Source organism: Candidatus Polarisedimenticolaceae bacterium (assembly GCA_036275915.1).
Classification (GTDB): domain Bacteria; phylum Acidobacteriota; class Polarisedimenticolia; order Polarisedimenticolales; family DASRJG01; genus DASRJG01.
The window spans coordinates 198,506-221,501 of the sequence record DASUCV010000002.1 but is presented as its reverse complement, the minus strand read 5'-3'; the positions used below and the strand labels follow the sequence as shown (position 1 = coordinate 221,501).

At 68.3% G+C, this 22,996-nt stretch carries 18 protein-coding genes and 1 pseudogene; 14 read left to right on the top strand and 5 right to left on the bottom strand.

Annotation, left to right across the window (positions count from 1 at the left end; translation table 11 throughout):
• The first annotated feature begins 10 nt into the window (after nucleotides 1-10).
• The 7 genes from VFV19_01780 to VFV19_01750 all read left to right on the top strand — a co-directional run bounded on the left by VFV19_01780 (nucleotide 11) and on the right by VFV19_01750 (nucleotide 11,370).
• A complete protein-coding gene (locus VFV19_01780) occupies nucleotides 11-2,635 on the top strand; it encodes a SpoIIE family protein phosphatase (GenBank protein HEX4823021.1) in 2,625 nt (874 codons plus the stop codon).
• 130 nt (nucleotides 2,636-2,765) lie between these two features.
• Complete coding sequence (locus tag VFV19_01775; GenBank protein HEX4823020.1) at nucleotides 2,766-3,884, top strand: efflux RND transporter periplasmic adaptor subunit; 1,119 nt, start codon at nucleotides 2,766-2,768, stop codon at nucleotides 3,882-3,884.
• Nucleotides 3,885-3,887: 3 nt separating this feature from the next.
• Entirely contained in the window at nucleotides 3,888-7,028 is a 3,141-nt protein-coding gene (locus VFV19_01770; protein HEX4823019.1) for a multidrug efflux RND transporter permease subunit, read from the top strand.
• On the top strand, nucleotides 7,028-8,452 hold the full coding sequence (locus VFV19_01765) for an efflux transporter outer membrane subunit (GenBank protein HEX4823018.1): 1,425 nt from the start codon (nucleotides 7,028-7,030) through the stop codon (nucleotides 8,450-8,452). Before VFV19_01770 ends, VFV19_01765 begins: the two co-directional genes overlap by 1 nt.
• On the top strand, nucleotides 8,449-9,816 hold the full coding sequence (locus VFV19_01760) for an OmpA family protein (GenBank protein HEX4823017.1): 1,368 nt from the start codon (nucleotides 8,449-8,451) through the stop codon (nucleotides 9,814-9,816). The genes VFV19_01765 and VFV19_01760 overlap by 4 nt, the downstream gene beginning before the upstream one ends.
• 22 nt (nucleotides 9,817-9,838) lie before the next feature.
• Nucleotides 9,839-10,786: a glucokinase gene (gene glk / locus VFV19_01755; GenBank protein HEX4823016.1), complete on the top strand. Its 948-nt coding sequence runs from the start codon at nucleotides 9,839-9,841 to the stop codon at nucleotides 10,784-10,786.
• Nucleotides 10,783-11,370, top strand: a complete 588-nt coding sequence (locus VFV19_01750; protein ID HEX4823015.1) for a UbiX family flavin prenyltransferase — start codon at nucleotides 10,783-10,785, stop codon at nucleotides 11,368-11,370. Before glk ends, VFV19_01750 begins: the two co-directional genes overlap by 4 nt.
• Here VFV19_01750 and VFV19_01745 read toward each other — a convergent pair.
• The 3 genes from VFV19_01745 to pgl are packed head-to-tail and all read right to left on the bottom strand — an operon-like array spanning nucleotide 11,367 to nucleotide 14,031.
• Entirely contained in the window at nucleotides 11,367-12,203 is an 837-nt protein-coding gene (locus VFV19_01745; protein HEX4823014.1) for a hypothetical protein, read from the bottom strand. The two genes, VFV19_01750 and VFV19_01745, sit on opposite strands and share 4 nt — an antisense overlap.
• A gap of 13 nt (nucleotides 12,204-12,216) precedes the next feature.
• The gene (locus tag VFV19_01740) at nucleotides 12,217-13,302 is read right to left on the bottom strand and encodes a class I fructose-bisphosphate aldolase (GenBank protein ID HEX4823013.1); all 1,086 of its coding nucleotides are present in this window, start codon (nucleotides 13,300-13,302) and stop codon (nucleotides 12,217-12,219) included.
• A gap of 6 nt (nucleotides 13,303-13,308) precedes the next feature.
• The gene (pgl, locus tag VFV19_01735; GenBank protein ID HEX4823012.1) at nucleotides 13,309-14,031 is read right to left on the bottom strand and encodes a 6-phosphogluconolactonase; all 723 of its coding nucleotides are present in this window, start codon (nucleotides 14,029-14,031) and stop codon (nucleotides 13,309-13,311) included.
• A 29-nt stretch (nucleotides 14,032-14,060) separates the two neighbouring features.
• Here pgl and VFV19_01730 point away from each other — a divergent pair, with 29 nt between their 5' ends.
• Complete coding sequence (locus VFV19_01730; GenBank protein ID HEX4823011.1) at nucleotides 14,061-15,437, top strand: MBL fold metallo-hydrolase; 1,377 nt, start codon at nucleotides 14,061-14,063, stop codon at nucleotides 15,435-15,437.
• Here the strand turns inward: VFV19_01730 and VFV19_01725 are convergent.
• Nucleotides 15,417-15,812, bottom strand: coding sequence for a hypothetical protein (locus tag VFV19_01725; protein ID HEX4823010.1), 396 nt, complete (start codon nucleotides 15,810-15,812; stop codon nucleotides 15,417-15,419). The two genes, VFV19_01730 and VFV19_01725, sit on opposite strands and share 21 nt — an antisense overlap.
• Nucleotides 15,813-15,833: 21 nt before the next feature.
• Entirely contained in the window at nucleotides 15,834-16,073 is a 240-nt protein-coding gene (locus VFV19_01720; GenBank protein HEX4823009.1) for a hypothetical protein, read from the bottom strand.
• A gap of 114 nt (nucleotides 16,074-16,187) precedes the next feature.
• On the opposite strand from VFV19_01720, the gene VFV19_01715 reads away from it, so the two are divergent.
• The 6 genes and pseudogenes from VFV19_01715 (at nucleotide 16,188) to VFV19_01690 (ending at nucleotide 22,996) form a co-directional block, all read left to right on the top strand.
• Nucleotides 16,188-16,946 carry a TonB family protein gene (locus tag VFV19_01715; protein HEX4823008.1) on the top strand — a complete coding sequence of 253 codons (759 nt, stop codon included), beginning with the start codon at nucleotides 16,188-16,190 and terminating at the stop codon, nucleotides 16,944-16,946.
• 19 nt (nucleotides 16,947-16,965) lie between these two features.
• Entirely contained in the window at nucleotides 16,966-17,271 is a 306-nt protein-coding gene (locus tag VFV19_01710; GenBank protein HEX4823007.1) for a PH domain-containing protein, read from the top strand.
• 79 nt (nucleotides 17,272-17,350) lie between these two features.
• Entirely contained in the window at nucleotides 17,351-17,788 is a 438-nt protein-coding gene (gene mscL / locus VFV19_01705) for a large conductance mechanosensitive channel protein MscL (protein ID HEX4823006.1), read from the top strand.
• 38 nt (nucleotides 17,789-17,826) lie between these two features.
• A complete protein-coding gene (locus VFV19_01700) occupies nucleotides 17,827-19,245 on the top strand; it encodes an OmpA family protein (GenBank protein HEX4823005.1) in 1,419 nt (472 codons plus the stop codon).
• A gap of 172 nt (nucleotides 19,246-19,417) precedes the next feature.
• A pseudogene (locus VFV19_01695) lies at nucleotides 19,418-19,525 on the top strand (thrombospondin type 3 repeat-containing protein).
• A 690-nt stretch (nucleotides 19,526-20,215) separates the two neighbouring features.
• A complete protein-coding gene (locus VFV19_01690; protein ID HEX4823004.1) occupies nucleotides 20,216-22,996 on the top strand; it encodes a thrombospondin type 3 repeat-containing protein in 2,781 nt (926 codons plus the stop codon).

The window sequence follows — 22,996 nt, the reverse complement described above, 5'->3', positions numbered from 1 at the left end:
TCCTGCGGCCATGAGCGAATCGTCCCGGACGCGCCTTCCGCTCGGCGTTCTCTACGCCGCGCTCGCGGCGCTCCTGCTCTGGGTGCTCGCGTACCGGATCCCGATGACGCTCGAGATGCTCGCGATCGCCTGGCATCCGTCGACGGTGCCCGCGACGCCGATTGTCCCCGATTGGCCCGACGGCTTCATCCAGTCGACGTCGCGCGAGATCGACCAAATCGCGACGCCGCCGCTCAAGCGCCGCGACCGCATCGTCTCGATCGACGGGGAGCCGTTCGAGACCCCGGCGCAGGTCGTGCGCCGGTTCCGTACCGCGGTCCCCGGCACGCACCTGGCGGTCGTCGTGTCCCGCTCCGACGGCCACGGCGGTGAGACGACGATCCCGTCGAGCGTCCTCGCGCGCTCGGTCGGCGACGCGGCGCACATCACGGCGTTCCGCGTGCTCGCGATTGCGCTCGGCCTGATCATGCCGTGGGTCGGACTCGGCGTCGGCTTCTGGGTCACCGCGGTCCGGCCGCGCGACCCCGCGGCGTGGCTCGTCCTCCTCATGCTCCTCGGCTTCTCACAGATCGCGGCGATCCAGTCGTACGCCTACCTCTTCTGGCCCGATCCGCTCCGCATCGCGGGGGCCCTCTACGGCGAGCTGTCGCAACTGACGTGGCCGATCTGGTTCACGCTGTTCGGCGCACAGTTCGCGGGCCGGCTCCCGTGGGAGCGGCGCCACGGCTGGATCAAGTGGGCCCTCGTCGGCCCGCTCGCGGCGTTCGCGGTCTGCGACGTGGTCGTCACGCTCGCCGAGCAGGGGAACGTCCGGGCGCTCGCGCCGTTCGCCCACGCGCTCACGGTCTCCGCCGACGTCGTGCAGGTCGCTTCGATGGGCTCGATCTCGTTCTTCTTCGTCGTCATGGGCTGGAAGAAGGGGGTCGTCGAGAGCGCCGACGCGCTCCGGAGGATCCGCATCCTCTTCTGGGGCGCGACGATCGCATTGACGCCGCTCCTGGTGCTCCTCATCGCGTCGGTGGTCACCTCACGCTCGCTCGACACCTTCCCGATCGCCGCGATCGCCGGCGCGCTCCTCGTCGTCCCCGTCTTCCCGTTGACGCTCGCGTACGTGATCCTCGTCGACAAGGCGATGGACGTCCGCGTCGCCGTGAGGCAGGGCCTGCGCTACGCGGCGGCGCGGGGCACGATCCGGGTCGTCGGCTTCCTGTTCATGCTCGCCGCTCTCTGGAACGCTTGGAACCTCATCAACGACCCGTCGGCGAACCGGCCGCGCAAGATCGAGGCGATCGCCTTGATGGCGGCCGCGGCGGTCGTCGTGCCGCGCTTCGCGAAGAAGGCGATGGATTGGACCGACAGGCGGTTCTTCCGCGAGGCTTACGACGCCGAGCACGTCTTGACGAACCTCTCGGACGAGGTCCGCACCATCGTCGAGACCGAGCCTCTCCTCGATACCGTCATCGACCGCATCGGCTCGACCCTTCACGTCGAGAAGCTCGTCGTCTTCCTCCTCGAGAAGGAATGGCTCGTGCCGGTCCGCTCGCGCGGGTTCGACTTGGCGCCCGCCGTCGCGTTCCCGGTGAGCGCCGACGCGATCCGCAGGCTCGCCGCTTCCGGGCGCCCCGCGCGCGTGCGCTACGAAGATCCCGAGAGCCCGCTCCGCCGCGAGGCGATCTCCGAGGAGAGCCGCTCCCGCCTCGCGCAGGTCGATGCCGAGATCATCCTCCCGCTCATCGGCAAGAGCGATCTCCTGGGCGCGATCACGCTCGGTCCCAAGAAGAGCGAGGAGCCGTACTCGCTCAGCGATTCGAAGCTCCTCGGCCTCGTCGCGACGCAGACCGGGCTCGCGCTCGAGAACAGCCGCCTCACGGCGACGATCGCCCGCGAGATCGCGAGCCGGGAGCGCATGTCGCGCGAGATCGAGATCGCCCGCGACGTGCAGCAGAAGCTCTTCCCGCAGCGCGTGCCGGCCGTCGACGGGATCGACTGCGCCGGGTTCTGCCGGCCGGCGCAGGGCGTCGGCGGCGACTACTACGACTTCCTGGCGCTCCCGGGGGGCCGGCTCGGCATCGCGCTCGGAGACGTCGCCGGGAAGGGCATCCCCGCGGCGCTCCTCATGGCCAGCCTCCAGGCCTCTCTTCGAGGTCAGCGCCTCTCCGGACCGACCGATCTGGCGCAGCTCATCACGAACCTGAACTACCTGATCTACGAGGCCTCGCCGGACAATCGCTACGCGACGTTCTTCTACGGCGAGCTCGATCCGGGGAGCCGGCGTCTCGACTTCGTCAACGCGGGCCACAACGCGCCGATGCTCTTCCGCGGAAACGGCGGGACGCTCGAGAGGCTGTCCGCGTCGGGGCCGGTCGTCGGCCTCGTCGACGGCGGAAAGTTCGAGCAGCGCAGCGTCGAGCTCGCGCGCGGCGACCTCCTCGTCGTCTACTCCGACGGGATCAGCGAGGCGATGAACCCGGACGAGCAGGAGTGGGGCGAGACGCGGCTGGCCGCGGCGATCCGAGACGCGCGCGACGTTCCCGCCTCCGGGCTCATCGAGCGCTTGTTCACCGCAGCGGACGCCTTCGCCGCAGGGGCGATGCAGCACGACGACATGACTGTCGTGGTCGTGAGAGTCGCCTGAGATCCAGGGATAAGAACTTGAAGATTCCGTGGTAAGAATCGGGCAAGAAGATAAGTAATATTTCTATTCCGCTTTACACGAAAAGCTGCCGAGGTAAGCTGCCGCTGACGGGTTGCCCGGGAGGCTTTGCATGCATCGGCTGAAAAAGGCGACGGTGATCGCGACCCTGGTCGTGTGCGCGGCGTGCGCGAAGAAGACGGATGCGCCTCCTGCCGCCCCGCCGGAGGTGCTCGTCGCTCCCGTCGTGCAACAAGACGTCCCGGTGGTGAAGGAGTGGATCGGCACTCTCCAGGGGAGCGTCGACGCGCAGATCCGCCCGAAGGTGCAGGGCTACCTGATGCGCCGGGCCTACAACGAGGGAAGCTTCGTCCGTCAGGGCGCGGTCCTGTTCGAGATCGACGCGCGGCAGTTCCAGGCCGCGTACGACCAGGCGGCGGGTACGGTCGGCAGGGCACAAGCGGCCCTTGCCAAGACCAAGGTCGACGTCGATCGCTACACGCCGCTGGCGGCGCAGAAGGCGGTCAGCCAGCAAGAGCTCGACAACGCGCTCGCCGCGCGCGACGAGGCGACCGCGGCGCTCGCCGCCGCCAACGCAAACCAGGAACAGGCGAAGTTGAACCTCCAATGGTCGAAGGTGACCTCGCCGATCGACGGCGTCGCCGGGATTGCGAAAGCGCAGGTCGGCGATCTCGTCGACGGGTCCACCGTCTTGACCTCCGTCTCCACGGTCGACCCGATCCGCGTGAACTTCTCGATCAGCGAGCAGGAGTACATGGCCGCCGCGGAGCGGCTCAACCAGGCCGGGAACGCGGGAATGCAGAAGCTTCCCCTCGAGCTGATCCTTGCCGACGGCAGCGTCTACCCGCAGAAGGGGACGGCGTCCGCGTTGAACCGCGAGGTCGACGTCAAGACCGGGACGATTTCGGTGCTCGGCGATTTCCCGAACCCCGACCATACGCTGCGTCCCGGCCAGTACGCGAAGGTCCGCGCCGTCGTCGACACGAAGAAGGGGGCGCTCCTCGTCCCGCAACGCGCCGTGAGCGAGCTTCAGGGCTCGTTCATGGTCGGCGTCGTCAAGCCGGACGGCACCGCCGAGGTCCGCCCGGTGACGGTCGGGCCGCGGCAAGGCGATCTCTGGGTCATCGAGAAGGGGCTCGAGCCCGGCGACCAGGTCGTCGTCGAGGGCCTCCAGTTCGTGCGGACGGGGAGCAAGGTCACCGCGAAGCCGGCGCCCGCGCGGGCGAGCTGACTCGTGGCGAAGCTCTTCATCGACCGTCCGGTCCTGTCGATCGTCATCTCGATCATCATGGTGATCGCGGGGGCGGTCACGATCACCGGCCTCCCGATCGCGCAGTTCCCGGAGATCACGCCGCCGCTCATCCAGATCACGACGAGCTATGTCGGCGCCGACGCGCTCACGATCGAGCAGTCGGTTGCCGCACCCCTCGAGCAGCAGATGTCGGGCGTCGACAACTCGCTCTACATGAAATCGATCAACGCCAACGACGGCACGCTGACGCTCCAGGTCACGTTCGACATCGACACGATCGTCGACATGGACCAGGTCAACGCGCAAAACCGCGTGTCGCAGGCGTCGCCGAACCTTCCGACCTCGGTCAACCAGTTCGGCGTCACCGTCAACAAGTCCATGGGGCTCCCTCTCCTCGTCGTCTCGCTGTACTCGCCGAAGGGCAGCTACGACAGCCTCTTCCTCGGCAACTACGCGACGATCAACGTCAAAGACTTCCTGTACCGCGTGAAGGGCGTCGGCCAGATCACGATCTTCGGCTCCGCCGACTACTCGATGCGCATCTGGGTGCGCCCCGACCGGCTGGCCAAGCTCGGTCTCACGGTCTCGGACCTGATCTCCGCGGTGCAGGCGCAGAGCAACGTCAACCCCGCGGGCAAGATCGCCGCCGAGCCGGCGCCGAAGGGGCAGTCGTTCACCTACACCGTGCGCGCGCAGGGACGCCTCGTCGATGCGGACGAGTTCGCGAAGGTCGTCGTGCGGTTGAACCCGGACGGGTCGATCGTGCGTCTCGGCGACGTCGCCCGCATCGAGCTGGGCGCCCTGAATTACAACCAGTTCGGAGGCCTCGACGGGAAGCCCTCCGGCATCATCGCGGTCTACCAGGCACCCGGATCGAACGCGCTCGCGGTCGCCGACGGGGTGAAGAAGGCGGTCGAGGAGCTCAAGGCGTCGTTCCCGTCGGATCTCGACTACATCATCTCGCTCGACACGACCCTTCCGGTGACCGCCGGCATCGACGACATCATCCACACCCTCCTCGAGGCGATGGTGCTCGTCATCGTCGTCGTGTTCCTGTTCCTCCAGAGCTGGCGCGCGACGCTGATACCGATGATCGCGGTCATCGTCTCGCTCGTCGCGACGTTCGCCGTCTTCCCGATGCTCGGGTTCTCCGTGAACACACTGTCGCTCCTCGGCCTCGTCCTCGCGATCGGCCTCGTCGTCGACGACGCGATCGTCGTCGTCGAGGCGGTCGAGGTTCACATCGAGCACGGCCTTTCCCCGAAAGAGGCCACCTACAAGGCGATGGAGGAGGTCTCGGGGCCGGTCGTCGGCATCGCGCTCATCCTCTCGTCGGTTTTCATCCCCATGGCGTTCACCCCCGGGATCCAGGGGCGATTGAACAAGCAGTTCGCGGTCACGATCGCGATCTCGGTCCTCATCTCGGCGTTCAACGCGCTGACCCTGTCGCCGGCGCTTTCCGCGCTCTTGCTGCGGCACCGCGGGGAGTCGAAGGGGCCGCTCGGGAAGTTCTTCGGAGCGTTCAACCGCGGCTTCACGAAGATGACGAACGGGTACGTGAGCGTTTCGCACCTGCTCATCCGCCGTACGGTGATCATGCTGGCGCTCCTCGTGGGATTCACGATCGTCGCCGGCATGTTCGGGAAGAGCCTTCCGAAGAGCTTCCTGCCGATGGAGGACCAGGGCTACTTCTTCCTCAACGTCCAGCTCCCCGACGCGGCCTCGCTCGAGCGCACGAACGCGGTCACCAAGAAGGTCGAGGCGATCCTCGCGGCGACGCCGGAGGTCGAGCACTTCAACTCGATCGGCGGCTACAGCATGCTCACCGGCGCGTCGGCGAGCTACAACGCCTTCTTCTTCGTGTCCCTGAAGCCGTGGGAGGAGCGGAAGGAGTTCCCCCAGACCGTCTACGCGCTGCTCCCGGCAATGAACAAGAAGTTCCGCGAGTCGATCCCGGAGGCCCTCGTCTTCGGCTTCCCGCCCCCCGAGATCCCAGGTCTCGGCACGGCGGGCGGCTTCTCCCTCTACCTCCAGGACCGCGAGGGGCGGGACATCGCGTTCCTCGACCAGAACGTGAAGAAGTTCATGGAGGCTGCCGGCAAGCAGCCGGAGCTGGCGCGCCTTTCGACGGTGTTCCGTGCGGGCGTGCCGCAGATCTACGCCGACGTCGACCGAGACAAGGTCCTCAAGCAGGGCGTGCCGATCGCCGACGTCTACCAGACCTTGCAGGCCGATCTCGGCGGCGCGTACATCAACCAGTTCAACCGCTTCGGCCGGCAGTGGCGCGTCTACCTCCAGGCCGAAGGGGACGCCCGCGTCGATCCCGCGCAGATCGGATCGTTCTACGTGAGGAACTCCTCGGGGGACATGGTGCCGCTGTCGGCGCTCACGAACGTCAAGCGCATCACCGGTCCCGAGTACACGAACCGGTTCAATCTCTACCGCGCGGTCCAGGTGACCGGCGCGCCCGCTCCCGGGTACAGCTCCGGGCAGGCGATGGCGGCGCTCGAGCGCGTCGCCGCCGAGGTGCTGCCGCGCGGAATGGGGTACGAGTGGGCCGACCTCTCCTACCAGGAGAAGCACGCGGGCAGCGCCGGTCCCGTCTTCGCCCTCTCGATCGTCTTCGTCTTCCTGATCCTCGCCGCCCTTTACGAGAGCTGGTCGCTCCCGTTCTCCGTGCTCCTCTCGGTGCCGGTCGCCGTCTTCGGCGCGTTCGGCGGTCTCATGCTCCGGAAGTACGACTTCGACGTCTACGGCCAGATCGGCCTCGTCATGCTCATCGGCCTCGCCGCGAAGAACGCGATCCTCATCGTCGAGTTCGCGAAGATGCAGCACGAGCAGGGCAAGTCGCTCGTCGACGCCGCGCTCGAGGGCGCGAAGCTCCGCCTGCGGCCGATCCTCATGACCTCGTTCGCGTTCATCCTCGGTTGTGTGCCGCTCTACCTCGCGAGCGGCGCCGGCGGCTTCTCGCGCCGGATCCTCGGCACCGCGGTGATCGCGGGGATGTCGGCGGCGACCGGGCTCGCGATCTTCATCATCCCCGCGCTGTTCGTCCTGGTCGAAAAGCTGTCCGGCGCGGAGAAGAAGCATGCTGCCGCGCCGCCGGCGAGCGGGGCTCACTGATGATGCGGCGCCTCCTCGCCGTCCTCACGATCGCCGGCCTCGCGGCCTCGTGCGCGGTCGGCCCGAACTACAAGCGCCCGGAGATCACCTCGCCCGACCGGTTCTACGGCGAGGCGCAGGCCGCCCAGGCGAAAGCGCTCACCGATGTCCCGTGGTTCGAGGTCTTCGGCGATCCGGAGCTGAAGGCGCTCGTCGAGCAGGCGCTCGCGAACGGCTACGACGCGCGCATCGCGGCGGCGCGCGTGGAAGAAGCGCAGGCGCGTTACGGCGTCGCCAAGTCGGCGTATTGGCCGCAGGTGGGGTACGCGGCCGGCTACGATTACACCCGTCTCCCGCAATCGGTCGATCCTTCCGGAAACGCCGCGTCGCGCTACTCCGCGAACGTCAACGTCGCGTGGGAGATCGACCTCTGGGGGCGCGTCCGGCGCCTGAACGAAGCGGCGCTGCACGATTACCTGGCCACCGAGGAGGCGCGGCGGGGCGTTCTCCTGACGCTCGCCTCCGAGGTCGCGCAGTCGTATTTCGCCCTCATCGAGCTCGACGCGGAGCTCGAGATCGCGAAGCGCACGACGTCGTCGTTCCAGGAGACCTTCGACCTCTTCAACCGCAAGCTGCAGGGCGGGGCCGCGAGCGCGCTCGAGACCTCACGCGCGCAGGCGCTCACCTCGCAGACCGCCGCGGCGATCCCCGACATCGAGCGCCGGATCGTCGAGACCGAGAACCAGATCAATCTCCTCGTCGGCCGTCCTCCGCAGCCGATCCCGCGCGGGACACCGCTCCAAGGCCAGCGCGTCTACCCGGAGGCGCCGCCGGGGCTGCCGTCGGCGCTCCTCGAGCGTCGGCCGGACGTCCGGCAGGCCGAGGAGACGCTGATCTCCGCGAACGCGGGCGTCGGCGTCGCTCAGGCGAACTTCTTTCCGGTCATCAGCCTCACCGGCCTCCTCGGCGGGGTCAGCAAGGAGCTGTCCGAGGTCTTCGGCAACGACAAGACCTGGTCGATCGGGGCAGGGCTCGCCGGGCCGATCTTCCAGGGCGGACGCCTGAAGCGTGAGAAGCAGGTCGCGATCGCCCAGTGGGAGCAGGCGAAGATCGGCTACGAGCAGGCGGTGACGAACGCGTTCGCCGACGTGTCGACGGCGCTCGTCGCGGTCCAGAAGCTCCAGGAGGTCAAGACTCAGCTCGCGTCGTCGGTCGCCGCCTACGAAGAGTCGGTCCGGATCGCGAACGTCCGCTACCTCTCCGGGCTCTCCTCGTACTTCGAGGTGATCGACGCCCAGCAGCAGCTCTTCCCGGTCGAGAACGCGCTGGCGCAGGCACGGCGCGATGAGTTGAATGCCATCGTCTCTCTTTACAAGGCGCTCGGGGGGGGCTGGCAACCGCAGGAGCCCGGCGCCGCCAACTCGGATAGAAAGGAAGCACCATGAAGTCGAGAGTCATCGCACTGTGGTCGGCCGTGGCGCTCGCGGCCGGCACGACGTTCGCCTCCACGCCGTCGGTCGTCAGCCTGCCGTATCCCGAGAAGGCGTCGGTCGATCTCGCGTTCGCGAAGACCGCCGCCGCGCCCGACAAGGCGAGCATCTCGGGGTCGGTGAGATACGAGAACGGACAGGCGCAGGTCACGGTGAAGTATTCGGGGATGGAGCCCGCGATCCTCTTCGGCGGCGACATCGCCGCCTACGTCGTCTGGGCGGTCCAGAAGAGCGCCGCGCCCGAGAACCTCGGCGAGCTCGTCGTCACGAAGAAGGGAGCCTCGGGCAAGCAGGTCTACACGACGGGCAAGAAGGACTTCGCGATCATGATCACCGCGGAGCCCTACTACGTCGTGGCCCGCCCGTTCGAGCTCGTCATCGCGACGTCGGCGCCGAAGGACACGAAGAAGTACCAGGGAACGAGCTGGGTCTTCCAGGACTTCCGCCCGGGGCCCGTCGCCGGCCACCAGTCGATCGCCGGGATGAGCTACACCGACAAGGCGCCGGTGCCGGTCAAGCAGGCCGAGTCGGCGCTGAACCTCGTCAAGCGGCTGAACGCGGGCGACGTGAATCCGGATGCCGTGCAGAAGGCGACGGTCGCGCTGGGCGAGGCGCAGGCGGCCAAGAGCTCGACGGCGGTCACCGACGCCGCGCGCCGCTCGATCTCGTCGTCCGCTCTGGCGCTGCGCGACTGGGCCCACACGCGCGACGAGCTCGCCGCGTCCCAGGCCGCCGCGAAGACCGCGGCCGAGAAGACCGCCCTCGAGCAGAAGAACGCGGCGACGCAGCAGAAGCTCTCGACCTCCGAGGCGGAGAAGTCGGCGATCGCGGTCCAGCGCGACCAGCTCGCGAAGGAGCGCGACCAGCTCACGAAGGACCAAGCAGCGCTCACCGCCGAGCGCGACGCGCTCGCGGCGAAGCTCTCGAACGCGCTCGGCGCCGTTGCCGAAACGAAGACCACGGCGCGCGGCACCGTGACGAGCCTCTCGGGCGTGCTCTTCGACACCGGCAAGGCCACGCTCAAGCCGGAGGCGAAGCTCACGCTGGCGAAGCTCGCAGGCGTCATGCTCGTCTTCTCGAAGACCTCGATGTCGGTGGAGGGTTACACCGACAACGTCGGCAGTGACGCCACGAACATGAAGCTCTCGACCGACCGCGCCAAGGCGGTCCGTGACTTCTTCGAGGGCCAGGGAATCCAGTCGAACCGGTTGACCTACGTCGGCAAGGGCCCGGCGGATCCGGTGGCGCCGAACGACACCCCCGACGGCCGGTCGAAGAACCGCCGCGTCGAGATCGTGTCGTCGGAGCCGCAGCTCTAGACCGCGCTACGATGTCCCGCCGATGATCCTCGCCGGAGACATCGGCGGGACTTCCACCCGCCTCGCCACCTTCGCCGCCGACGGCGGCGGCGTGCGCGCGATCGCCAAGGAGCGCTACCGCAGCCACGATTACGCGGGGCTGGCCCAGATCGTCGCCGCGTTCACCGCAGCCCACCCCGAGCCGGTCGAGGCGGCCTGCTTCGGCATCGCCGGGCCGGTCATCGACGGCCGGGTCGTCACGCCGAATCTGCCCTGGGTGATCGAGAGCGCGGAGCTCGCGCGTCAGCTCCGCCTCGCCGAGGTCATCCTCCTGAACGACCTCGAGGCGAACGCGTGGGGCGTCTTCACGCTCGGGACCGACGACGTCGTCACGCTCGCTCCCGGCCGTCCTCTCGGGACCGGCAACGCGGCGATCATCGCCGCGGGAACGGGACTCGGCGAAGCGGGCTACCACGCGCTCGGCGAGCGGCTGATCCCGTTCGCGTCCGAGGGAGGCCACGCCGACTTCTCCCCGCACGATGAACTCACGATCGACCTCCTGCGCTGGCTCCAGAAGACGTTCGGCCACGTGAGCTGGGAACGTGTGGTCTCGGGGCCGGGGCTCGCGAACATCTACGAGTTCTTGCGAGGCGCGCTTCCGGAGACGCCCGATCCGGCCGCCGCGATCTCGCAGGCGGCCCTCGCCGGCACCGATCCGATCGCGGTGCGGGCGCTCGACCTGTTCGTGGCCCTCTACGGTGCCGAAGCCGGAAACCTCGCGCTCAAGATGAAGGCGACGCGCGGCGTCTGGATCGGGGGCGGCATCGCACCGAAGATCCTCCCGCGACTGAAGCAGCCGGGGTTCCTCGAGGCGTTCACCGACAAGGGCCGCTTCCGGCCGTTTCTCGAGGCGATTCCCGTGCGGGTCATCACGAACGACGAGACCGCCCTGCGCGGCGCCGGCTTCTACGCGCTATCTTCTCGACGATGAGACAGCGCCTGATCGTCGGCATGTCGGGGGCTTCGGGGGCGATCTACGGGATCCGCCTCCTGGAGGCGCTCCGCGACGACACCTCGATCGAGACCCACCTCATCCTCACGAAGCCGGCCGAGCGCACGATCGTCGAGGAGACCGACCGCCAGCCCGCGGCGGTCCGCGCGATCGCGGACTACGTCCACGCACCGGGCGACATCGGCGCGCCGCTCGCCAGCGGCTCGTTCGCCACGATGGGGATGGTCATCGTGCCGTGCTCGATCCGGACGGTCTCGGCGGTCGCTTACTGTCAGGCCGACAACCTCCTGACGCGCGCCGCGGACGTCACGCTCAAGGAGGGGCGGAAGCTCATCCTCGTCGTGCGGGAAGCCCCGCTCCACCGCGGCCACTTGAAAGCGATGCTCGAAGCGGCGGAGAACGGCGCGACGATCGTACCGCCGGTGCCGGCGTTCTACACGCGCCCGCAGTCGGTCTCGGACATCGTCGACCACACGGTGGCCCGCATCCTGGACCAGCTCGGGATCGCGAACGAGCTGTCGGCGCGCTGGGGCGAGACGGCGAAAGAAGAAGTCGACGGTTAGAACGCGAGCGTCGCGTACAGGCCCAGGCCGGTGATCGTGTAGCCGAACTTCGCCTTGTTGCCCTCGCTCGTCGTGTACTCGTTGATTTTCACCTGGTACCGGTCGAGCCCGAGACCGATCCCGAGGTTCTTGATGAAGTACCAGTTCAGATGGACGCCGTTCTCGTACATGCCGCCGTCGATGTTCGAGGCCTTCACCCGGAAGAAGCGGTTGTAGGAGCGAATCACAAGCCCCTTGGCGATCGCCCAGTCCAGGTTCAGGCCGACGAGAGGGACGGGAACGCCGATCTTTCCCTGGACGTCGTAAACCTGCGGCGCGCCTCCGTTCAGGCTCGCGTTGCCGTCGACGCCGGCGCCGAGATTCGTCCAGCTGGCGCCCGCGCTCCCGGAGATCCGGATCTTGTCCTCGTGGAGGAAGTCGTACCGGAAGGCTCCGTAGATGAACTCGGTGTTGAAATTCGCCTGGACCGTCGCGCCGGCCGAGAAGAAGTAGTCGCCCCACTCCAGGTCCTGCTGGAGCTGACGGCCACCGGAGCGATCGATCTTGACGTAGCCGAAGTCGACCCACCGCCGTTTTTCGGAGACGCGCACCGTCCCTTGGATCGTGAACGTCGTCTTGTTGCCGGGAAGGTCGAACACGTCCTCGAAGTTGACCGACGCGCCCAGTCCGTTCTTGCCGGCGAGCGTGACGTCCGTGGTCAGCTCGTTCGTGCTGCCGCCGAGGTCGACCCACACGCGGTCGGGGATCTTGTTCGCGAACTCCTCCGCGCGCGCCGACGTCGCGACAGCGCCCAGAAGGATGACGGAGAGAACGGCGAGCTTCCGGATGCTCATGGTGTGACCCCCACTAAGCGACAGTGACCTCGGAGCAGAGGTAGACGTCCTGGATCGTGTTGAGGAGCTTGACCCCTTCGGCCATGGGGCGCTGGAACGCCTTGCGGCCGGAGATGAGGCCGGTGCCGCCGGCGCGCTTGTTGATGACGGCGGTCGTGACCGCCTCCGCGAAGTCGTTCGCGCCGGAGGCGCCGCCCGAGTTGATCAGGCCGGCGCGGCCCATGTAGCCGTTCGCCACCTGATAACGGCAGAGATCGATCGGATGATCGCTCGCCAGCTCGGTGTACATCCGCTTGTCGAGCTTGCCGTAGCTCGAGCCGCCGGTGCCCATCGCCTCGAAGCCCCCGTTCACCTCGGGCATCTTCTGCTTGAGGATGTCGGCTTCGATCGTCGCGCCGAGGTGGTTCGCCTGGCCGGTGATATCCGCGGAGAGATGGTAGTCCTTGTCCTTCTTGAACGCCGGGTTGCGGAGGTAGCACCACAGCACCGTCGCCATCCCGAGCTCATGCGCGTGCCGGAACGCCTGCGCGATCTCGACGATCTGCCGGCCGCTCTCGTCCGAGCCGAAATAGATCGTGGCGCCGACGGCGGCGGCGCCCATGTCGAACGCCTCCTCGACCGTGCCGAAGAGGATCTGGTCGAACTTGTTCGGGTAGGTGAGCAGCTCGTTGTGGTTGATCTTCACGATGAACGGGATCTTGTGCGCGTATTTCCTCGCGACCGAGCCCAGGACGCCGAACGTCGATGCGACCGCGTTGCACCCACCCTCGACCGCGAGCTTGACGATGTTCTCGGGATCGAAGTAATCGGGATTACTCGCAAAAGACGCGCCGGCCGAGTGCTCGATTCCCTGGTCGACCGGGAGGATCGAGAGGTAGCCGGTGCCCGCGAGACGGCCGGTGCCGAACAGACGTTGCAGGTTCCCCAGCACGCGGTTATTGCGGTCGGAGGGGGCGAAGATGCGGTCGAGGAAATCGGGGCCGGGGAGATGCAGCCGGCTCTTCGCGATCTTCGGGGACGTGAAGCCCAGATAGTACCCAGCCTTGTCGCCGAGAGCCTTCTGGATGTCGCTGTACATGCGCGGGACGCTCCTTGGCAAGAGGCGTCATCTTATAGGAGCTTGCAAGGCGGAACCCGCCTCTTCGTCGACGAGAATGGTCGCCGTTCCGGGCCCGTCCAGGGCGCGGGCGACCGGCAGTCCGTTCTCCGGATGGCGGAGCGCGCCGGCCAGCTTCGTTCCCTTCTCGGTCCCCGTCACGAACAGCACCGTCTCCCGGGCCGACTGGAGCACCGGCATGGTGACGGTTAGTCGCGCGGGAGGCGGCTTCGGCGAGTCCGTGACGGCGGCGACCCATCGCCGGCTCTCCTCCAGGAGCGGGTGCCCGGGGAAGAGCGACGCGACGTGGCCGTCCGGTCCCATGCCGAGGAAGACGAGGTCGAACGCCGGCGTGCCGCCGAGCACCCGGCGCATCGTCCGCTCGTACTCCTCCGCGGCGGCGGCGAGATCCGGCGACGCCGCGGGCATGACGTGCACGCGCTCGGTGCGCAGCGGCACGCGCCGGATGAACGCCGTCATCGCCGCGCCGGCGTTCGATTCGGGGTCGTCCTGGGGGACCGCGCGCTCGTCGATCCAGAAGACGTCGACCCGGCGCCAGTCGACCGCGGCCCGCACGAGACGGGGGAGGAGGACCGTCGCCGCCGAGCCGCCCGAAAGCGCGAGCGTGAACGATCCACGGTCGGCGACGGCGCGGCGGGCGCCGCGCTCGACCCGCTCGGCGAAGCGTTCGCGGAGGATTTCGACCGGTGCGGCCTCGACGGAGGCGTTCATCGCGCGGGCGAGGCTAACATGCCCGCCCCATGAGCGAGCTTCCCGACGACGTCGACCCCGCACCGATTCCGGAGCCCAAGGACTCGGCCCTCGGCATCGTGCTCGACCGCGGCCGTGTCCTCCTGGGACGCCGCGCGCGCCGGTCGCGCTTCATGCCGGGGAACCTGGCGTTCCCCGGCGGCCGGATGGAGCCGGAAGATCGTCCCGGAACCGCCGGCGCCTTCGAGCGCTGCGTCTCGCGCGAGGTGCTGGAGGAGACCGGCCTCGCGATCCCCGAGACGGCGTGGTATCCGGCGGGCGAACGGACGACACCGCCCATTTTTCCCGTTCGTTTCCGCACGCGGTTCTTCGTCGCCGTCGCCGGCGGTATCCCGCTTCCTCCGGTGGCCCCGCAACCGCAGGAGATCGAGACGCTCGCATTCGAAGACCCGAAGGGCGTCCTCGACGCGTGGGCGGCGGGGCGGGCGCTCGTACCGCCTCCGCTCCTGCCGATCCTCCGCCTCCTCGTCACGCTGACCGACGCCGATCCCTCACGCCTCGCCGCGCGCATCGCCGCGATCAACGCCGCGGAAGACCCGGTCCCCAAGATCGAGTTCAGCCCTGGGGTCTGGGTGCTCCCGGTGCGCAGCCGCACGCTGCCGCCGGCGTCGTGCACGAACGTCTGGATTCCCGGAGGCACGACGAGCGTCGTCATCGACCCGGGGAGCGACGACGAGGCGGAGCACGCGCGCCTGCTCCGCCTCGTGCGGCGCCGCGCCGACGAGGGGAGTCCCGTGACCTCGGTCGTTCTCAGCCATCACCACCGCGATCACGTCGCCGGAGCGGCGCGGCTCGCGCAGGCCCTCGGCGTTCCCGTGCTGGCGCACGCGGCGACGCTCGCGCGCGTGCCCGCCCTCGCGGGCGCCCCGACGCGGGCGCTCGTAAACGGCGAGGTTCTCGACCTCGGTGGGATGCGCCTGATCGCGCACCACACACCGGGCCACGCCCCCGGGCATCTCGCGTTCTACGACGAGGAGCGCCGGCTCCTCCTCGCGGGCGATCTCGTGAGCGGACTGTCGAGCATCCTCGTGGGATTCGCCGAGGGCGACATGGAGGACTACCTCGCCTCGCTCCGGCGCGTCGCCGCGCTCGCCCCGAAGGCGGTCTTCCCGTCGCACGGGCCGCCGATCCCGGGAGCCGCCCTCGCCGCCGCGGTCGCGCATCGCGAGGAGCGGGAGCGTCTCGTTGCGGCCGCGCTGAACGACACTCCGCGCGCGCTCCAGGACATCGCGAGGGACGCCTACGCCGACACGCCCGAGGCGCCCGCGTTCCTTCGCGAGATGCAGACGCGCGCGCACCTCGTCCATCTGAAGGAGCGGGGAGCCGCACGCCCGGAAGGGGAAGATCTACTTCGCTGGAGCCGGTGACGCCGGCGCCGGCATCATCGGCATCTCCGGAATCTCGATCGCGTCGTAATTCGGGCGCGCGTACGCCTCGGGGCTCGCGAGGAACTTCGCCTTGTCGTCCTCGCTCAGGAACAGATAGATGCGTCCGTCGACGTCGGCGCGCGGCGCGTCCGAGGCGGGGCGGAATCGACGCTTGCCGATCGGGTCGGTGAGCACGCCGCACGATCCCGTAGGGTCGGCGTCGAACCGCTTCTTGTCCCCTTCGTCGGCGAAGAAGTAGGTCTCGTAATTCACGAACGTCCGGTGCGCGGGATCGAGCACCGCCTTCCGCGACGGGTCGATGAGATCGGGGATCTCGATCCCGAGCTCGCCGAGCTGAACCTGAGGGTCTTGCACGAAGACCTTGACGCAGGGCCTTCAGCAGAAGCCGAACGGCTTCCCGTTGACGTAGACCGGGGGGAACCACACCGACAGCTTCCGTTTCGTGACCGGGCAGGCCTCGTTCGCGGAGACCGAGCCGTCGCCGAACTTGAGGTGCGGGTGATCGGCCGACGCGTCGACGTACTCGGCCTTGCCGGCGGGCGGCAGGACTTCCGCGGGGCGTGCACCGCACGCGGCGAGGGTCAGGGCCGTGAGCGCGATCGCCGTCCTGCGCATGGCGAGCAAGGATAAGGGCAAAGCGGTGCCGGCGCCGCGCGAACGTGCGCGCGGGAACTTCGGGCGTTCGTCCCGGTCCCATGCTCGAGGGCAGATCCTCCAAGGAGGCCCGCCATGTTCGAGAGGACGATCGAAGCGCAAGCGCTCGATGCCGGTGAACGACGATTTCGCACGGTGTCCGTCGTGGCTCTCGCCCATTTGACCGCGGTGTCGTTTCTGGCGGTTGTCGCCGCGCTCACCGTGAAGCCGATCGTCGAGCGGCCTCTTCCAGCGACCATCGTCCTGATCACGCCGCCGCCCCGGTCCTCCGGGCCCGAGAGGCCACTCGTCGCCCCGCAGCCTCCGAAGCGCAGCGGGCACTCGGAGCCGGTGCGCGCTGTGTTGCCGCCACCGGTTCCGATCGAGACACTGCAGCGACTGCCGGCACCGCAAGAGACGCCGCCTCCCGAGACGACGGACGGTTCCACCGGGCCTGTGGCAGAAGGGCCGGATGGTTCGGCGGGCCCTCCGGGCGAAGGCGGGGACCACGGCGGGGGCGGCGGTGGAGGCGGGGGCGGCGACGCCGATGCGACGGGGGTTGTCGGCCCGGTCGTCCTCACCGGCGAGATGATCGCGCCCGTCCGCATCGTCAAGGTGGAACCCGTCTACCCGAGCACGCCACGCATCGCGCGCATGAGCGGGTCGGTCGTCGTGCAGGCGGTCGTCGGCCTCGACGGCCGGATCGAGTCGGCGGAGATCCTCGCCTCGACGAGCGCCCTCTTTAACGCGGCGGCGATCGAGGCGGTCCGTCAGTGGCGCTACACGCCGGCGACGATGAATGGGCGGCCGGTTCGGGTGTACATCTCGGTGCGCGTGGACTTCGTGCTGCGCTGACCGCGTATGATGGCGCGCGATGAGCGAGGCGCGCGTCTTCACGGCGAGCCGGCTGACCGGCGGCAACCTGATCTTTCCGACGCGCATCGAGATCACGCCCGACCGGGTCGCGCGGATCAAGCCGCACTGGATCGGGCGCAACGAGGACAGCATCCCGATCGCGAAGATCGCGTCGGTGTCGATCGCGACCGGCCTCATCTTCTCGTCGATCCGCGTCGAGTCGAGCGGGGGCGCGACGCCGATCGTCTCCGAAGGGCACTACAAGCGCGACGCCATCGCGATCCGCGACCTGATCCACACGTATCAGTCCGGAACTCGGACGTGAACTTTGACCACTAGTATGCTCTGGCAATCGTGATCGAGTTTTGATTCGATAGCCCACACGACGCTTGACGGAGGGGTACATGCTCAAGGAATTCAAAGAGTTCGCGCTCAAGGGAAACGTCGTCGACATGGCGGTCGGCATCATCATCGGCGCTGCGTTCGGCAGGATCGTCAGCTCGCTCGTCAACGACGTCCTCATGCCGCCGATCGGGAAGCTCATGGGAGGCATGGACTTCTCGAGCCTCTTCCTGGCTCTCGACGGCAAGACGTATGCGTCGCTCGCCGCGGCCAAGGCCGCCGGCGCGCCGACGGTGAACTACGGGCTCTTCATCAACGCGGTCATCGACTTCCTCATCGTCGCGTTCGTCATCTTCCTGCTCGTCAAGCAGATGAACCGGCTCAAGAAGGAAGCGCCCGCGGCCGCGCCGACCACCAGGGAGTGCCCGTACTGCAAGACGCAGATCCCGCTCGGCGCCACGCGTTGTCCGAATTGCACCTCCGAGGTGCGCGCCGCCTGAGCTACCCTGTCCGCCTTTTTCGCGAAGGAGAGATGTCTATGCGACGTTCCATCCTGACCGTGGTGTGGCTCGCGGCGGCTCTGCCGGCGTTGCTCGCCGTTCCGCCCGTACGGGCGACGTCCGACGACGAGAGGCCGGGGGAGATCGGCGTCCTCGCGGGCGTCGGGTTCGGCGACCAGAAGCTCGTCGGCTCCGACAACGACACGAAGGTCGCGCCGCTCATCGGCGCACGGTTCGGCTGGCACTTCACGCAGTACATCACCGGCTTCGCGGAGTACACGTGGACGTCGTACCAGGGCGACAGCGCGCTCTACGGCGACGTCACGGAGAACGCGCTGCGCATCGGGCCGGAATGGCACATCAACCCGCACTCGAACTGGCAGTGGCTCCTCGACTTCGGCGTGGGCGCCGTCCAGTACAAGAGCGATCTCGCGGGGAACGACGGCCGCGGCTTCGGCTCGCTCGGCGTCGGCATCCGCCGCGGGTGGATGCCGGGAGCGCTCCGCATCGAGGCGCGGATGGACCACGATCTCACGAGCGCGACGTCGCTCGGGAGTCGCGACTTCACCAACTACAAGCTCGTCGCCGGCTGGACGTGGGGGATCGGCGCGCCGCCGAAGGACTCCGACGGCGACGGCGTTTACGACAAGAAAGACAAGTGCCCCGACACGCCCAAGGGGGCGATCGTCGACAAGGTCGGCTGTCCGTCCGATTCCGACGGCGACGGCGTCTTCGACGGGATCGACCAGTGCCCGAACACGCCGAAGGGCTGGCCGGTTTCGGCGCAGGGTTGCCCGCTCGACTCCGACGGCGACGGCGTGCCGGACGGCGCCGACAAATGCCCGAACACACCGAAGGGCTGCAAGGTCGACGCGAACGGCTGCCCGGCCGACGCCGACGGCGACGGCGTCTGCGACGGCATCGATCAGTGCCCGAACACGCCGAAGGGCTGCCGCGTCGACGCGCGCGGCTGCACGCTCGACTCCGACGGCGACGGCGTCTGCGACGGGATCGACCAGTGCCCCGGCACGCCGAAGGGAACGCAGGTCGACGCCAAGGGCTGCCCGCCGCCCCCGCCGCCTCCTCCGCCCGCGCCGGCGTTCATCCCGGAGCCGAAGAAGGAGCTGTTCCTGGAAGGGATCACGTTCGAGACGAACAGCGCCAAGCTCAAGCCGGAGTCGTCGGGGACGCTCGACAAGGTCGCGGAGTCGCTCAAGGCGAACCCCGACGTTCACATCCAGGTGGCGGGCCACACCGACAATACCGGCTCGGCGGCCTACAACATGAAGCTCTCCGACAAGCGCGCGAAGTCGGTCATGGACTACCTGGTCTCGAAGGGCGTTCCCGCGTCGCAGCTCACGGAAAAGGGGTACGGACTGACCGACCCGGTCGCCGACAACAAGACCGCGGAAGGCCGGGCCAAGAACCGGCGCGTGGGGTTGAAGCGGATGGATTGACCGCAAGCGAAATCGACCATGTACCACCCAAAAGGGGGGGCCGGAAGGCCCCCCTTTTTCATTCCGACAGGCGTATGTTCAAGCACAGCAACGGGGGCGGCACATGAAGCGCATTGCGTGGCTCACGGTCATCGCGGCGGTTTCTCTTCTCAGCTCCTCCGCGTGGGCGGCTGATACCGACGGCGACGGCATCGATGATTCGGTCGACAATTGCCCGACGGTGTTCAATCCAGGCCAGGAGGATCTCGACCTCGACGGCATCGGCGACGCTTGCGATCCGTCGACGACCGTCGGCACCGCCGTCGCATTCGTTGCGCCGCGGACGTTCCTGAATCTCCTCGTCAACCACTCGGGGACGATCACCGCGGACGCGCCGCTCACGGTCACGGGCACGCTGACCGTGCAAGGCCTCGTCACGCACTCCTCGCGGCAGCTCTCCGGTCTCGTCATCAATGCCGGGACGGTGGATGTCCAGGCGAGTGGCCTGATCGACGTCTCCGACAAGGGACTCAGGGGCGGATCGAACGGCTCCGCTTTCGGTACCTCGGGTGAAGCGTTCGATCCGATCTCCGGCGCGATCATCGAAGGAGCGAAGACCGATATCTTCGCGGTCGCGCCCGCGGGCGGCAGTTACGGCGGCCGCGGCTACGCGGACCCCACGGCTGCGACGAACAGCCCCTACGGAGTGGTCGAGGACCCGTCGCAGCTCGGTGCGGGCGGCGCGTCCTACCACACCAATCCCGGGGGGAACGGCGGAGGTCTCGTCCGCATCACGGCCGGGACCGTCAACGTCGATGGATCGATCATCGCCGACGGCACGATCGGGAGCGGGGACGCGGCCGGCTCCGGCGGCTCCATCAAGATCGACGCGGGATCGTTCACGGGGACCGGTCTGGTCCGGGCGGCAGGTGGAAGCGTCAATCTCTACGGCTGCGCCTCCGGCGGCCGGATCGCGGTCTACTTCGACACGATGACGTTTCCGCAGGCCAATCTGCTCGTGCCCGGCGGCGTCAACGCGCAGCCCTTCAACGCCGGGCCGGGAACGCTCTACCTGAAGAACCACGCTCAGCCGTTGGGCGACCTCATCGCGGACGGCGGGGGCGTCACGTTGGGTGTCCTCGCGAATGCGCAGCTTCGCAGTTCCACGGCCAGGTTCAATCAGATCATCATCCGGAACAAGGGCGCGCTCGAGATCGGAGCCTCGATCACGCCGCACGTCTACGCGGCGTCGGTCTCGATCAGCGGAAACGGCTCTCGCTTGTCGCCCGTGCCGCGTGACCTCGGCGGGATGCGTCTGTCGGTCAGCGGCACCCTCGATCTCGGCGTCCAAGCCGGAATCAATGCGACCGGTGACGGACTCCTCGCGGGCGGCTCCGGCGGCTCGCCGTGGTTGAACTCCGGCGAGACGTACACGCTCGACCCCGTCACCCTGGAGGCGGGTACCCCGCTGCGTGCCGGAAGCGGCGCCGGCGCGGGTGGCTCGTACGGCGGCACGGCCGGCGGCACGACGAACCCGACGTACGGGGTCGCCGTCAATCCACGCCACCTCGGCTCGGGCGGCTCGCGCTCGACCTCGGACGGGTTCGGCGGGCGCGGCGGCGGGCGTGTGTGGGTCGACGCCGCCGTGTGCTCGCTCGCGGCGGGTTCGACGTTTTCGGCCAACGGTGAGTCCGCGGTCTCGAACGCGGCACCGACGGCGCCGCCGCCCCCGGGCATTGCGGGAGGCTCCGGCGGTGCCATCAAGCTCGACTGTGGGACGATCACGGGGTCCGGCTCGATCACCGCCATGGGAGGATCGGGAGCAGGAAGCGGTGGCTCGGGCGGCGGCGGCGGCCGCATCGCGCTCCGCAAGAACGCCAGTACGTGGACCGGGCTCGCCCTCGTCGCCAACGGAACCTTTTTCTCCGGCGAGTGGGTGCCGCCGAAGGTGACGGCGATGACACCGGCACCGAACGCGACGTTCACGGGCGTCGCCAAACAAATCGTGGTGCGCTTTTCCGAGAATCTCTACGCGCCGATGATTCTCCCGTCGTTCGCCCAGCTCGTGAGCGGCGCCCACGGCACGTTCACGCCGTCGGGCATGTCGTTCAACACGACGACGCACGACCTCACGATCAAGTACGCGGCGGCGCTGCCCTCGGATAGCTACACGCTCACCCTCGTGTCCGGCGAAGAGCCGAGCGGCCTGTGCGACACGTCGGTCAACGCGCTCGACGGCGAAGGAAACGGGAGCTTGCCGTCCGGAGACGGCGTGGCAGGGGGGAATTTCGTCGCCTCGTTCTCCATTGTCGTTCCAGATACCGACGGCGACGGCTTCCTCGATTCGGTCGACAACTGCCCCGGCATCTCCAACCCGAGTCAAGCCGACGCAGACAGCGACGGCGTCGGAAACCCCTGCGACAACTGCCCGACGGTCTCGAACGCCTCGCAGGCCGACGAGAACGGGGACGGTATCGGCGACGCCTGCAGCGCGATTCCAAAGTTCCTGGTGAGCTCCCGCGCGGACGATCTCCCCGACTTCTTCTCGATCCAGGGGGCCGTGAACGCCGCGGCGGCGTCAGGCGCGCGCGTCAGGATCCTTCCCGGCATCAACGGCACCTACACCGAGAGCGTGCTCGTGAACCGGAACATGGCGTTCACCTTCGAGCCGCTCGACGACGGAACGCATCGCGCGGTCACGATCGACGGAGGCGCGAGCCCCGCGTTCTTCCTCGTCTCGACCTCCCCCGGCAGCCCGATCGCCGTTCACAACCTGACCCTGCGCGGCTCGTACGGCGTGCAGACCCAAGCCGGGACCTCGATCTCGACGCAGATCGACAATTGCATCTTCGACGGCACGGGGACCGCGCTCGCGTTGAACGACGGCGCGCACGTCGTCTCGCGCATCACCGCGATCGCGCCGGTCGCCGACGGGATCGTGCTCGGTGCGGGCGGGTCGCTCGACCTCTCGGGGTCCTCGCTGCAGAACCTATACGGGACGCCGCTCAGCTTGAACGGTCCGGCCACGGCAAGGACCGTCGTCATCGCGACGAGCCGGTCCTCGGGGATCATCCTCCAACCGTCAGGGTCGCTCACGCTCGCCAACTCGACGATCGCCTCGCAGCTGAACGCCGGTATCGACAACTCGGCGGGCCGCCCGGTGACGATCACGAGCTCCATCATCTTCGCCAATCAGGGGGGCGATCTCCTCAATGTCGACTGCGCGAATATCTCCTGGTCGGACATCGGCTCTCAGAACTGCACCGCCTCGGGCAACCGTCAGGTCGATCCCGGGTTCGAAGGGTTCGGCAATTGGCGGCTCACCGCGTCGTCGCCGCTTCTCGACTTCGGCCCGGATCCGTCGACCTTCACCGGCACGCCCTGTACCGATCTCGACGGGACACCGCGCTTGAAGGACGCCGACGGCGACGGCTTCGCGAACATGGACCCGGGGGCGTACGAAAGGCAGCAAAATCCGCTGACGCCCGCCGAGGTGACGGGCCTCTTGTGGAGCTCGAAGACGCTCCTGACCTGGAACTCAGTTCCCGGTACGGGCACCTACCACGTCTACCGGGATCTGCGGAGCAACCTCTCCTACGGGAACTTCGGCGTTTGCCGCGACGATCTCGACCCCATCCGCACCGATACGCAGCTCGCGGATAGCTCGACGCCGGCGAGCGGTCAGTGCTTCGTCTACCTGATCGCTTCGGACGGCGGGACGCTGGGCAACGCCCACTGCATGGAGCGCAGCAACTTCACGCCGTGCCCGTGA

Bases quoted from the DNA above. Each gene is read 5' to 3' on its own strand.
- VFV19_01700 (HEX4823005.1), top strand. From the start codon at position 17,827: ATGCGACGTTCCATCCTGACCGTGGTGTGGCTCGCGGCGGCTCTGCCG.
- pgl (HEX4823012.1), bottom strand. From the start codon at position 14,031: ATGAACGCCTCCGTCGAGGCCGCACCGGTCGAAATCCTCCGCGAACGC.
- mscL (HEX4823006.1), top strand. From the start codon at position 17,351: ATGCTCAAGGAATTCAAAGAGTTCGCGCTCAAGGGAAACGTCGTCGAC.
- VFV19_01750 (HEX4823015.1), top strand. From the start codon at position 10,783: ATGAGACAGCGCCTGATCGTCGGCATGTCGGGGGCTTCGGGGGCGATC.
- VFV19_01720 (HEX4823009.1), bottom strand. From the start codon at position 16,073: ATGCGCAGGACGGCGATCGCGCTCACGGCCCTGACCCTCGCCGCGTGC.
- VFV19_01730 (HEX4823011.1), top strand. From the start codon at position 14,061: ATGAGCGAGCTTCCCGACGACGTCGACCCCGCACCGATTCCGGAGCCC.
- glk (HEX4823016.1), top strand. From the start codon at position 9,839: ATGATCCTCGCCGGAGACATCGGCGGGACTTCCACCCGCCTCGCCACC.
- VFV19_01765 (HEX4823018.1), top strand. From the start codon at position 7,028: ATGATGCGGCGCCTCCTCGCCGTCCTCACGATCGCCGGCCTCGCGGCC.
- VFV19_01745 (HEX4823014.1), bottom strand. From the start codon at position 12,203: ATGAGCATCCGGAAGCTCGCCGTTCTCTCCGTCATCCTTCTGGGCGCT.
- VFV19_01780 (HEX4823021.1), top strand. From the start codon at position 11: ATGAGCGAATCGTCCCGGACGCGCCTTCCGCTCGGCGTTCTCTACGCC.
- VFV19_01760 (HEX4823017.1), top strand. From the start codon at position 8,449: ATGAAGTCGAGAGTCATCGCACTGTGGTCGGCCGTGGCGCTCGCGGCC.
- VFV19_01710 (HEX4823007.1), top strand. From the start codon at position 16,966: ATGAGCGAGGCGCGCGTCTTCACGGCGAGCCGGCTGACCGGCGGCAAC.
- VFV19_01690 (HEX4823004.1), top strand. From the start codon at position 20,216: ATGACGTTTCCGCAGGCCAATCTGCTCGTGCCCGGCGGCGTCAACGCG.
- VFV19_01775 (HEX4823020.1), top strand. From the start codon at position 2,766: ATGCATCGGCTGAAAAAGGCGACGGTGATCGCGACCCTGGTCGTGTGC.
- VFV19_01715 (HEX4823008.1), top strand. From the start codon at position 16,188: ATGTTCGAGAGGACGATCGAAGCGCAAGCGCTCGATGCCGGTGAACGA.